Origin of the sequence: Mesonia sediminis (assembly GCF_042684705.1) — a bacterium.
GTDB classification, from domain to species: Bacteria; Bacteroidota; Bacteroidia; order Flavobacteriales; family Flavobacteriaceae; genus Mesonia; species Mesonia sediminis.
Genome location: NZ_JBHULZ010000009.1, coordinates 1 through 12,288, shown reverse-complemented (window position 1 = coordinate 12,288; position 12,288 = coordinate 1). Strand labels below are relative to the sequence as shown.

Sequence of the window (12,288 nt, the reverse complement as noted above, 5' to 3'; positions counted from 1 at the left end):
CACAATGAGCAAAAGCTATTTTAGGCTGTGCAGGCGCCTATCTTTTATCAATACAATAAAAGAGGCCTTAGGTTTTTGATTTAAGCGGTAGGTTGCGGCGGAGGCTTATTGTAAATCAAGCAGCTAGGCAATGGTTTTAAAGCCGGTGCCTCGTATGCGGGAAAGTTGGTAGGAAAATTACTTTCAAAGGGAGCCTGAAGGGCAAAATCTATTGAACTAAATTCAGCTACCGGATTCTTATCGGCATGAGCGATATGACACCAAGAACAATCTCGCCAATCTTCGCTATGTTCATGGTGGGTAAGACTATGCAAACTGGCTACCTTTACCAGTACAAAAACCAGTAGGAAGAACCAAGAAAGACTATATTTTACCCGTTGCGTCATCATTCGGCTACAAACATACATTTTTAGTTGAAAAACGTCAATACTCGCTTAGTCTTTTTTCACCTCTTCGCTTTTAGTTTTTAACTGCTCTTAAACCAACTAACTCCCCGTAGGCCTTATTAATTGCGAGCCTTGTAAGACAAGCTATTGGCACTGCCTCTATTAGCCCTACAAGTAAGTCTCTACCAATTCGCTTTTTCTCAACAACTTACCGAATGTGATCTAGTTATACCAACCAAAAATCGAAAGAACAAGCTACTAGAGACCTAAAATGACAGCTAATACTAAAACTTTCTGCCTGAACCAAACTCAAGAGAACCCCTTAGCTTACCCGAAAAAACCGAAGAGATACTCCATAGCTAGCTCGATACTAGTTCGATACTCCTTCGATAAAACATCGACAAATCCTTATATTTCGAGGGATCAACGAAAAAGTACCGAAGGAGTTACGAAGTAGCCCTGCTTTTAGGTTGTTTTTAGCGGCTACAAAAATCAACTAAAATAGAGCCTTGCTCGGGCATAACACCTAAAACCAAAAGGGTGAAAAACCTTGAAAAATAGATTTTAATTGCTGAAGATTAAATTTTTATGATATCTTTAAAAGATGATTCTTAATAAAAAGTATAATATTTTGAATCTATCTTAAGTCGGTAATTCTTAATTAAATAACAAAAAGGTATGAGGAAACTATTGCAATTTATCGGTATTGCCCTATTAACGTTTTGTATGGCGTTTACAGGTGTAGACAAAAAGACGGTAGTAATCGATGTGGCGCACGGCGGTCAAGACAATGGCAGCACAATTGAAGGCTTTCAAGAGAAAGAGATTGCGCTTAAAGTGGCCAACAAAATTAAGGCCCTTAATCGTAATTCGGCCGTAGAAATCATTCTAACACGAGAATCGGATGAGTTTATATCGCTAATAGATCGCGCTAAGCACATCAATAAATTACAACCCGATATGGTGATTTCGCTACACGTCAACCAACATACCAACACCAACAAGCAAGGAATAGAAATTTATCTTAGCGATGAAAATAAAGAAAGAGCAAAATCTGCAGACTTGGCCTCGAAGTTACTTTATGGCTTTGAGGATAAAAAAGTGGCCATAAAAAAAGCTGGTTTTTATCTGCTTAAACAAGTAGACTATCCTATAGCATTGGTTGAACTGGGTTTTCTTTCAAATGAAAATGATCGCCAAATATTGACCAGTGAAAAAGGACAGGATGAACTCGCAACCAGAATTTTAAATGCGATTAGTGAACAATAATTAAAAAGCACTTGGCTTGATTTTGGCTTGTGAACTTCAAAGGCGTTCTACATAAAGCAAGATTATAGGTGATGGCCATGACCTAATGCATCACCCAATTAATATCCCGCCCCTTATGGAGTAAGATCATCATAGCCTTCGCCTGGCCGTTTAATATTAGCCAGTAATTCAATTTTAAATTATAGCTGAGCAACGATAGATCAATATGGCCAATACCTACACTCAATTATATTTTCATATTGTTTTTGCCGTAAAGGGTAGAAAAAACCATATTTCAAAAAAATGGAAAGATGAGTTGTATAAATATATTACGGGCATTGTAACCAATAAAAACCAAAAATTAATGATTATCAACGGAATGCCTGACCATATCCATTTGTTAATCGGAACTAAACCAAATTGTACCTTGTCGGATTTGGTTAGAGATATTAAAGCGAATTCTTCTAAATGGATAAACCAAAAACAACTCATCAAGGGCAAATTTGAATGGCAAACAGGCTTCGGTGCTTTTACGGTGAGTCAATCGGGTGTTAATCATGTGGTAGATTATATTAAAAATCAAGAAAAACATCATAGGAAGAAATCTTTTAGAGAAGAATATATTGATGCTTTAAACGCTTATGAAATTGATTTTAATAGCGAATATATTTTTACAGATGATTGATGTCACCCCTATGGGGTTACGGATATGACACCCCTACGTTTATTAATATGCCGCCCCTACGGGGCTATTGATATGGCACCCCTACGTTAAGGATATGTCACCCCTACGGGGTTACGGATATGCCGCCCCTACGTTACGGATATGTCACCCCTACGGGGTTATGGATATGCCGCCCCTACGTTACGGATATGGCACCCCTACGGGGTTACGGATATGTCACCCCTATGGAGTTATGGATATGCCGCCCCTACGTTACGGATATGACACCCCTACGGGGTTATGGACGGGCGGGGTTATGGAGTGGCGAAAATTTAAGGATATAACAAGGTCTTGTAACTAGGGTTACAAAACTTGTAAGTTTAGACCAGTATATTTGTCCAATAAAAGGTCAACAAATGGAGATTTATGAGATGCTAGGTTATGCCGGCGCGTTAATTATCGGACTGGTTTTAGGGTTAATTGGTGGCGGCGGTTCTATTCTAACCGTTCCTATATTAGTTTATGCTCTTTCGCTTAACCCTATTTTTGCTACGGCTTATTCTCTTTTTGTGGTTGGTATCACATCGCTTATTGGAGCAATAAAGAATATGTCTAAAGGTCTGGTTGATTTCAAAACCGCCATTATTTTTGCTATACCTGCCTTTATCGCGGTTTATCTTACCCGAGCTTTTTTAATTCCTGCCCTACCCGATAAACTCCTCGAAATTAACAATTTCACGCTTACCAAGAATTTGGCCATAATGCTCTTTTTTGCCTTAATAATGCTTTTGGCATCTTTTTCAATGATAAGAAACAAGAAAGGAGAAAATGATAACAATGGACCTGTTTCTTATAATTACCCCCTGATAGTTGTTGAAGGCATTGTAGTGGGCGCCATAACCGGTATTGTAGGGGCTGGCGGCGGATTTTTGATTATCCCTGCGCTTGTACTTTTTGCAAAATTACCCATGAAAAAGGCAGTGGCCACCTCTTTGCTCATCATCGCCATCAAATCGCTTACCGGCTTTTTAGGCGATGTACAAAACTTAGACATTAATTGGCCATTTCTACTTACCTTTTCGGGCTTGTCTATAGTAGGGATATTTATCGGTATATGGCTTAATAAGTTTATTGATGGCAAAAAGTTAAAAAAAGTTTTTGGCTGGTTTGTTCTCCTTATGGGGATCTATATCATTTATAAAGAATTAGCCGCACAGGGTTTTTAATTAATAGGCTTTCTTTTTACAAGGATCAAAATTGCTAAAACATTAAAATTAATCATAAACAAAAATTCAATTAAACTATGAAACTAGCACAGTTAACAAAATGCATCTCAATCGCTTTAATCGCCTTGTCTTCTTTAACCTTATCCGCGCAAAGCAGCAACCAAAAAGCTATTGATTTAGAAATGGTGAATGATTTGAATAAAACTCCAAATATGGCCTTAGGATTGCAAAAAGAACGCCATATTAAAGGGGCATTCAAATTTTTCGATCAATTAATTGATAGTAGTATTCAATTTGAAAATTTTGAAATCGTAATTTGGGGAGGTGTGGTAGCTGAGTTAAAACAAGGTACTGATCTCTCTCGGTTGATTGATACTAATCAACATCCGAAATTGCGCATAAGCGTTTGTAAACAAGCAATGAAAAGGTTAAAAGTAACCGAAAAAGATTTGCCACAATCGGTTATTCCCGTTGAAAATGCCTTTTCAAGACTTTTGCAGATCCAGGCCAAGGGGTATAATGTAATCATCCCCTAAACACCAATTGCTGCTATAAAAGCGTTTTTTAAATAAGAATGAAGTGAGATTAAATGCTATTGAGAATAAGATTTTTTAAACCCGTCTTTACCGACGGGTTTTTATGTGTTAAAGGAATTTTAAAAATTTCACAATGTAACCTAAGTCACTCGCATTCTAAATTTTAGGGCTTATTTTTATAGTAAATTGAAAAAAGTATAGTTATGAATATTAAACAATTTGAATATAAACCTTTAGCGCATTACAGTTATGCTATTGTAAGCGATGGCAAGATGGCCGTTATAGATCCGGAAAGGAATCCTGAACAGTATTTTGAATTCGCCAAAGCCAATAATGCAAAAATAGTCGCAGTAATCGAGACCCACCCGCACGCCGATTTTGTGAGCTCTCATTTAGAAATCCACAAAGCTACGGGAGCCACTATTTACAACAGTGAAAAACTAGGTGCAGACTACCCTCACCAGGCTTTTGACGAAGGGGACAGCATAAGCTTGGGGAGTGTTAAGTTAAAAGCAATAAATACACCCGGGCACTCCCCCGATAGTATAACTATTGTGGCTACAGAAGCAAATGAAACTGCGCTATTTACAGGTGATACCCTATTTATAGGTGATGTTGGTCGGCCAGATTTACGCGAAAAAGCAGGAAATATGAAGGCCAAGCGCGAGCAACTTGCCGAGATGATGTATGAAACCATTCAACATAAATTTACAGATTTACCAGACGATGCAGTAGTTTATCCCGCACACGGTGCAGGTTCGCTTTGCGGAAAAAATATGAGCGATGCAGCGAGCAGTACTCTGGGCAATGAACGTATGGGTAATTGGGCTTTTAAAAAGCAATCTAAAGAAGAGTTTATGGATACCCTACTCGACGGACAGCCTTTTATACCGCATTATTTTGGTTTTGATGTAGATACCAACAAAGCAGGTGCAGAAGACTTGAAACCCTCTATTGCAAGAGTCCCTTTTACCGAAAAGGTAACCGCTGAAGGTATTATTGTAGATACCCGCGATGAAGCTAGCTTTAAAAAAGGTCATTTAAAAGGTAGTATAAACATACAAGCAGTATCTGAAAACGCTAAATTCGAAACATGGCTCGGTTCTGTAATTAAACCAGAGGAGACCTTCACCCTGGTAATTGATCGTCCTGAGCTTAAAGACAGCTTATTGCAACGCGTAGCCAAAATAGGTTATGAGAAATTGCTGGAGCAGGTTATTACCCTCTCAGATGAAAATTTAGAAAATACCGAGCTATTAGATGTTACGGAATTCAAAGAAAATCTAGATCAATATACCATTGTTGACATACGCAATCCGAGCGAGGTAGAAGAAGGTAAGTATTTTGAAAGTGCGCTTAGTTATCCATTGAATGAATTGAGAGAAAAAGCCAGTGAAATACCAACCGATAAACCCATTGTAGTTCATTGTGCCGGCGGTTACCGCAGTGCTACCGGTAGCAGTATTCTTCAAAAAGAATTAGCAGGAACAAAGGTGTATGATTTAAGTGATGCGATAAAACAATTCAAAGACTAAACCAGTTACTACTGAATATGAGGTTGTAGTAATAATCTACTATTTGATGTTTATAAGCATTAGACACCCCTTATTTTGGTTACCCTGATTATCCCGAAGAGCTAAGCTTTTCGGGATTTTTCATGTAAGCTGGAAGCCATTAGCTTCCAGCTTATAAAAATTCTACTTCAGGCTTTCTAAAAACTTCTTAAATTTTGGATCACTATAATCTGCCATTCCGGTGTGAGTTAACGCCAAGTTACCTTCTGCATCGATAACATAGGTAGTTGGCAGTGCCGAAGATTGGAACATGGAGGGTAACTTACCCGCTGGTGCGAAAATAGGCAGGTTATAGCCTTTGCGTTTATCAAAAGCTTTGGCTTTCTCAAAATCTTTATCGAAGGAGAGCAGCACAAAAGCCACCTCATCTCCCATTTCTTCGTGTAAACTATTTATACTTGGCATTTCTGCAACACAAGGCGGACACCAAGTAGCCCAAAAGTTTAAAAATATTACCTTACCTTTAAACTCCTTCAACGATCTCCTGTTGCCGGCTGCATCTATAAAATCTAGGTTGTAATCTACTTTTTGAAGATTGCTCGCTTGAGATTTATCTTGTGTATTGGTCTGTTCTCTTTTTTCGGCAATTTCTTCAACATCGGGGTTCATTAAACCCGTAGCCAGCACACCTCGCTGAACAAATCCTATTACCTCGGTATGCCAACCTGTAACGTACAAGATTAGGCCGACGACCGCAAAAATGGCATATTGCATCCTCGTTTTCTTCGAGCTCTTTTTATTTTTATTCTTTTGCATAGTGTTTATTTAAATTGGTAATCTGTTTTTGGTACGGTTGAAAATGAATTTACCCCTAGGTACTCACAATAGGCTCTTCCTTCTAAAGTTGGCGAAACAGGAGAGTTTTTTCTAAGGTATTCTTCTACTACATCGTGAATGGTATAGTCTTTAACTTCAACATCTTTAACGTTGGGCATTCTACAAAGATTATCTATGGGATCACCTGGACGAACACAAGCTGAGAGGGTATAGTATTTATCATCGATTATTGGCTCACCATTTACCGTAATACTTTTTATACGTTTCCCTTTCTCGTTTTGGCTATCAAAATCGACTTTCATTCCTGAGAACCGAACCAACCAACCCCCAAATCTCTCGGTAGGATTTTGTGCAAACGCATTGTGCATTTCTTTTTCTAACCAATTTTTAATTTGTTTACCTGTAGCTCTTCCGGTTTTAACCTTTTCATTTACTGGTAACAGGTTCCATAAATTCGCTCTTGTAATAGGTGCAGGCTGACCGTTCTCGGGCACGATAGGATTTCCGAATCTAAAGCCGTTAGAAATGGATATATCTGCTCCTGTTTTCCATCTAGCCGCATCGGTAATCATATTATCCATCGGATTTTCAACGGTTAAATACCGGTAAATTGGCGTTTTGGTATATCCTACTACGGTTTCTAAATGCTCTTTATACGGTGCCTTGGCTTTTTCAACCAATTGTTGCATTTCTTTATCTGCTGGGAAAACTTCTGGATCTACCTCTATTAACTCATACTCATCGCCTACCAGCTTGCCGTCTACAAAATGCAGCGTAAGTTTTCCTACAAACGAACCAAATGCACCAGGCTCTGTTACTTTTGCATATTTTCCTTGTATAGGCTTACGTACACGTTCGTGTGTATCATTCCCTAAAATATAGTCGACATTTTCGGCTATGGGATTATTGGCCAATTCTACTTGTTTAAAAATCCCTATATGGGTCACCAAAAAAAGCACATCTAATTTCTCTTTCTGCTTTAGCTCATCTATTTGTGATTTTAATTCTTTTGATAGACCGCTGAAAGCGATTCCCTCACTAAAGATTGGATTTTGACGAACGGGAACATCGGGATCATTAATGCCCATAAAACCAATGCGTACGCCTTTAATCTCTTTAACAGAATAAGCAGGAAAAAGCGGTTGCTTACTGTTATCATGGTACATATTCTGGGCAATTACATCGGTATCATAAGCATTCATCACCTCTAGCATAATTTGCTTGCCGTATACAACTTCCCAATTACCAGGAATAATTACATCATACCCCATTTCTTTAATAAGTTGAGGCATTACATCGCCATTAGAAAGCGCCGTATATCCGCTCCCCTGAATTAAGTCACCGCCATCTACAACAAGCGTTTGGTTAGGATTTTTTTGACGTTCTTGCTCAAATAGGGTTTTGATATTGGCCAGACCACCCCGATTTTTAAAGACGATTTGCTCATTTTCCCAAAACAGTTCTGGATGGGTATCGAGTTGCCCGTGTATATCGGCAGTTTGTAACACGCTTATTTTCAAGGTGTCTTTTGCCGGGTGAGCACTCTTGGTTGTTTTAGATTTTTCGGCTTTGCAAGAAACGGCAAACACCGCAAAGGCTACTAAAATAATAGCCGATAATTTATTTTTATTTAATAATTTCATGATGATTAGAATTTGACTTTTATAAACTTACGCTTAGAAATAATTATAGGTGTCTTTGTAAAACTTATTCGGCTTAAGCCTATTGGCAATATTGCATCCGCTACTAAGCGAAAACTACTAATGTGTTATAATTACAATTTAGATTTAAATTTTATCAACCAGCGCTTGGCCAGGGGATATCGGAATTAAATCGTCTATAAGACAACTTGTTAAAATATACCTGCCTTATTTACAATCGTAAAAACAACCGCTTTATAAGCTGAAAATTTTCCTATACATTATTCAAAAGCCTTTTACTTATTTGCATTTTTCCCGCCTTTAGGCGAATAGTATTTTCGCCTATTGCTATTGACTAAGCTTTACGGAAAAACGGATTTAAATAATTGGAACAAGTTTATGCCCAGCGGGGAGGCGGAGAATCGTTTTCTAAGTAACGATAAAGTAAATCTGTGGGAAAGTAATTACCCAGGGCGGCAATGGGTTCTAAAATATTTGTTTCCCAAGTGAAGAGATCAAATTGAAATGGAGAAGTACAAATACTACTTAGCGCAACCTCTTGCATAGCATTATTGTCTGCCGATAAATAAGTTGCATCTTCGCTAGTTTTCTTGGCTGCCCTTTCTTTTGCACAAAAAGTTTTTACCAGCTTAAACTCATTACCATTAAGTAATGTGTTTAATCCATTGGCCTCTACGGCGATGAATTTTACCACAAACACAAGGTTCAATAAAATGGATAAGATTGCTTTACTTTTCATATTGCTAGCAAATGTAGCAGATTTTTTGCAAATGCTTTGTAACTAAGGTTACTCAACTCGATAAAATTAAGCATAGTACGAGCTGCGAAAAAAGGTGATAGCATAATACGCTCTATTTCACGATCTCTTTACCGATTAAGGAAACAAAAAAACTCCATAGCATTTCCTATTGCTTTGCTCAAAATTTGAGTTTATAGTTCTATTCCAATCCGTTTTAAACTTGAAAATATTTAAAATAAATTTTGACTATTGTAACTCTAGTTACTTACAAAGCCATCTAAAAAGCCAATCTTTGTAAAAAATTGAAAAAATGGACTTAATTTATGAACCTTGGCCTTGGTATGTAGCCGGGCCTTTGATTGCCTTAGTGATGTTTTTATTATTATTCCTCGGCAAAAAATTTGGAATGTCGTCTAACCTACGTACGGCTTGTACCATCGCAGGTGCAGATAAAGCTGCAGACTTTTTTAAATTTGACTGGAAAGCTGAACGATGGAACTTAATGTTGGCAGTAGGAGCTGCTATTGGTGGTTTTATTGCCTCTAATTACCTGAGTGATAATAAAGTTGAAATAAACCCTGCGGTTGCTGAACAACTTGCTGAAGACTATCAAATAAACAGTGCGGGCGAGGCCTACTTGCCAACCGAAATCTTTGCGGCTGAGAACCTAAGCGACCCATCAAATATTATTATACTGCTTTTAGGCGGATTGCTCGTTGGTTTTGGTGCTCGGTATGCCGGGGGTTGCACCTCTGGTCATTCTATTTCGGGAATGAGTAACCTTCAATTACCATCACTTATCGCCACTATAGGTTTCTTTATAGGCGGCCTAATAATGGTACATTTATTATTTCCTTTAATCTTTTAAGCTATGCGTTACTTTATATATTTATTAGTTGGTATTTTCTTTGGTATTTTAATGTTTAAATCAGAGGCTGCCTCTTGGTTTCGTATTTATGAAATGTTTCAATTTGGCAGTTTTCATATGTATGGCATTATGGGTTCTGCTCTATTTATTGGGGTGATTGGTGTTCAAATTATCAAACGCAAAAACTTAAAACCCTTAGGCGGTGGCGAGATGAGTTTGAAACCCAAAGAGAAAAGTATTGCCCGTTATTTAATAGGAGGTATATTATTTGGTTTAGGTTGGGCGCTCGCTGGTGCTTGTCCGGGACCTATGTATGTATTGGCCGGAAGCGGTTATCTTTCTATTTTGATTGTTATAGTTGGTGCCATCGCTGGTACTTTTTTATATGGTTTACTGAGAAAAAAATTACCGCACTAGTAGCTTTACCTATTCGACTTAACAACAAGCAGCTGGTTTAAATTATTATCGAGCTGCTTGTTTTATTTAACTTTATAAGATAAAAGGCTTTGTTTACGCGGTTTTTACGGATTGGTTTGACTATAAAAATATAGGAATGAGATAAAATAATTAAGATTTTTATAGTACTAAATTTAAATCTAAGGGCAGGGGTAAGAACTAGCATAGTAGGGTTGCCTTGCATATGTACATGGTTATTGACAAGGGTTGATTAAGCAAGTTAAAGCAGTTTGTACTAATTTTTTGATTGATAATTATAAAATTAAATTATTTTACTACTCTTATATTAATTATTAAAAAGTATCTTTATCCGGATAATTTTATACAATAAAGTGTATATTTGACTCGATATAACCAGTTGTGTGCCATATAAAAACTGACCGCAAATGAAAAACGAAAACATATTCTCGACCAAATTTCAAGCGGGAAATCGGACTTATTTTTTGGACGTAAAAACAACCAAAGATGGTGACCGATATTTAAAAATCTCTGAAAGCAAACGAACAGGCGAAACGGAATTTGAAAGACACCAAATAATTGTATTTGACGAAGGAATTGACAAACTCGCTGAAAAAATAACAGAAGTAGCAAATAAAATACGGACTGATGAAAAAAGCTACTCTGTTGATGAAAAAAGAAAAACGCATCGGAACGCATATCAACCGTGGACTGATGAAGATGACAACCGACTTGAATTGCTTTACTGCGAAGGTAAAAGTATAACTGAACTGACTGAACTTTTCGGACGGAATAGCGGAGCGATTCGGTCGAGAATTAAAAAACTTGAGCTGAAAGAAAAATACGGCACACAACACCGTGTATAGCTCATTGCGGCTGAATTCCTAATCGGAATTCATTGCAATTTGCTATCTTTCGGTTACGGCGGAAAATCCTCGCGGATTTCCCGCAACGAGCCATACACAAAACCGTTGTGCGTCATACCCAAACACACGTAGAAATAAATGAAAATTAACAAAACCTATCAAAGTTTATTAGACAAATCAATCAATTCAATGCTATCTGCAATTGAGATTTATAATAAACCTGATTTTAAATATCGTGAGGAAACTTTTTCCATACTTTCTATTAACGCTTGGGAGTTATTATTTAAAGCTAGAATTTTAAAACTTTCAAAATATAATATGAATTCCATTTACGTAATGGAAAACAAAAAAAAGAAAAATGGAGAAAAATCTAAATTGCTCACACCTAAACTAAATCGAGCAAAAAATCCAATGACAATTAGTTTGGCTGAATCAATGCATAGATTAAGAAAACTTGACGAAAGGATTAGTCTAAATTTAGTCAAAAGCCTTTTCTCGCTAATTGAACTTAGAGACAATTCAATACATTTTCACAATGCATCAGACATATCAAAAGAGATTCAAGAATTAGGTTTTGCTTGTATTAAAAACTATATGGAATTAATTCAAAATTGGGAATCAAGAGTTGACCTGTCTAAATATAATTTTTATTTAATGCCACTGGCTTATGTTGATTCTAAAATAGACTCTACTTCTGTTCTAACTGAAGAAGTTAAAAACTATTTAAATTTTGTAAAAAAGAAAGTTTCTGAGACAGACATATTAGATGATAAATTTAGTGTAGCAATAGGAATTGATATAAGCTTTAAAAAATCAAAAAACATAGACGGAATTGGAATGAGATATGATGAAAATGGTGTTCCCGTAAAATTGACAGAAGAAGACATTACATTAAAATATCCTCTATCTTACTCTGATGTCACTACTTCTGCAAGTAGAAAATATCAAGATTTCAAAGTAAATCAAAAGTTTCATTCTGTTATGAGAGAAATTAAAGCAGACAAAAAATTAGCTCATAATAGAAAGTTAGACCCAAAGAATCCTAAATCACAGACTAAAACATTTTACAACTCGAATATTTGGAAAAAATTTGATGAAAAGTATACTAGAAAATAAGTACGAACGCACAACAATGTATAACCGCAATTACGGCGGATTCGACTACGTCCGAATCCACTCGGAATTGCTAACGCCAGTTCTTAACCGAAAATTATTAACTTTAAATCCGTAACTGACGGTTATACGAGACCGTCAGACTGTCTCAAAACCATGCCATCATTACAGTCTTTTTTTAAGGATATATTTTTAATTTTTTTTATCTTTAAAAAT

Annotated in this window: 14 protein-coding genes; 10 read left to right on the top strand and 4 right to left on the bottom strand. The window is 36.8% G+C overall.

What is annotated here, in order from left to right; all coding sequences use genetic code 11:
- Positions 1-80 precede the first annotated feature (80 nt).
- Positions 81-407 (bottom strand): hypothetical protein, encoded by a 327-nt coding sequence (locus ACFSQ0_RS02440; protein WP_379043619.1) that lies wholly within the window; start codon positions 405-407, stop codon positions 81-83.
- Positions 408-1,064: 657 nt separating this feature from the next.
- Here ACFSQ0_RS02440 and ACFSQ0_RS02435 point away from each other — a divergent pair.
- From ACFSQ0_RS02435 to ACFSQ0_RS02410, 6 genes are all read left to right on the top strand, one after another.
- Positions 1,065-1,655, top strand: a complete 591-nt coding sequence (locus ACFSQ0_RS02435; RefSeq protein ID WP_379043616.1) for an N-acetylmuramoyl-L-alanine amidase family protein — start codon at positions 1,065-1,067, stop codon at positions 1,653-1,655.
- Between the two features lie 205 nt (positions 1,656-1,860).
- The gene (gene tnpA / locus ACFSQ0_RS02430) at positions 1,861-2,319 is read left to right on the top strand and encodes an IS200/IS605 family transposase (protein ID WP_379043613.1); all 459 of its coding nucleotides are present in this window, start codon (positions 1,861-1,863) and stop codon (positions 2,317-2,319) included.
- Between the two features lie 94 nt (positions 2,320-2,413).
- Entirely contained in the window at positions 2,414-2,659 is a 246-nt protein-coding gene (locus ACFSQ0_RS02425) for a hypothetical protein (protein WP_379043610.1), read from the top strand.
- 55 nt (positions 2,660-2,714) lie between these two features.
- The gene (locus ACFSQ0_RS02420; RefSeq protein WP_379043607.1) at positions 2,715-3,524 is read left to right on the top strand and encodes a sulfite exporter TauE/SafE family protein; all 810 of its coding nucleotides are present in this window, start codon (positions 2,715-2,717) and stop codon (positions 3,522-3,524) included.
- Positions 3,525-3,601: 77 nt separating this feature from the next.
- On the top strand, positions 3,602-4,060 hold the full coding sequence (locus tag ACFSQ0_RS02415) for a DsrE family protein (protein ID WP_379043604.1): 459 nt from the start codon (positions 3,602-3,604) through the stop codon (positions 4,058-4,060).
- Positions 4,061-4,263: 203 nt separating this feature from the next.
- Positions 4,264-5,595, top strand: a complete 1,332-nt coding sequence (locus ACFSQ0_RS02410) for an MBL fold metallo-hydrolase (RefSeq protein ID WP_379043601.1) — start codon at positions 4,264-4,266, stop codon at positions 5,593-5,595.
- A 162-nt stretch (positions 5,596-5,757) separates the two neighbouring features.
- Here ACFSQ0_RS02410 and ACFSQ0_RS02405 read toward each other — a convergent pair whose 3' ends face one another.
- From ACFSQ0_RS02405 to ACFSQ0_RS02395, 3 genes are all read right to left on the bottom strand, one after another.
- The gene (locus ACFSQ0_RS02405; RefSeq protein WP_379043598.1) at positions 5,758-6,390 is read right to left on the bottom strand and encodes a TlpA family protein disulfide reductase; all 633 of its coding nucleotides are present in this window, start codon (positions 6,388-6,390) and stop codon (positions 5,758-5,760) included.
- 5 nt (positions 6,391-6,395) lie between these two features.
- Positions 6,396-8,054 (bottom strand): bifunctional metallophosphatase/5'-nucleotidase, encoded by a 1,659-nt coding sequence (locus ACFSQ0_RS02400; protein WP_379043595.1) that lies wholly within the window; start codon positions 8,052-8,054, stop codon positions 6,396-6,398.
- Positions 8,055-8,448: 394 nt separating this feature from the next.
- A complete protein-coding gene (locus tag ACFSQ0_RS02395) occupies positions 8,449-8,811 on the bottom strand; it encodes a hypothetical protein (protein ID WP_379043592.1) in 363 nt (120 codons plus the stop codon).
- 310 nt (positions 8,812-9,121) lie between these two features.
- On the opposite strand from ACFSQ0_RS02395, the gene ACFSQ0_RS02390 reads away from it, so the two are divergent.
- The 4 genes from ACFSQ0_RS02390 (at position 9,122) to ACFSQ0_RS02375 (ending at position 12,075) form a co-directional block, all read left to right on the top strand.
- On the top strand, positions 9,122-9,679 hold the full coding sequence (locus tag ACFSQ0_RS02390; RefSeq protein ID WP_379043589.1) for a YeeE/YedE family protein: 558 nt from the start codon (positions 9,122-9,124) through the stop codon (positions 9,677-9,679).
- Positions 9,680-9,682: 3 nt separating this feature from the next.
- The gene (locus ACFSQ0_RS02385; RefSeq protein WP_379043586.1) at positions 9,683-10,096 is read left to right on the top strand and encodes a DUF6691 family protein; all 414 of its coding nucleotides are present in this window, start codon (positions 9,683-9,685) and stop codon (positions 10,094-10,096) included.
- A gap of 425 nt (positions 10,097-10,521) precedes the next feature.
- Entirely contained in the window at positions 10,522-10,959 is a 438-nt protein-coding gene (locus tag ACFSQ0_RS02380) for a DUF3276 family protein (protein ID WP_379043583.1), read from the top strand.
- Between the two features lie 138 nt (positions 10,960-11,097).
- The gene (locus ACFSQ0_RS02375; protein ID WP_379043580.1) at positions 11,098-12,075 is read left to right on the top strand and encodes a DUF3644 domain-containing protein; all 978 of its coding nucleotides are present in this window, start codon (positions 11,098-11,100) and stop codon (positions 12,073-12,075) included.
- Positions 12,076-12,288 lie beyond the last annotated feature (213 nt).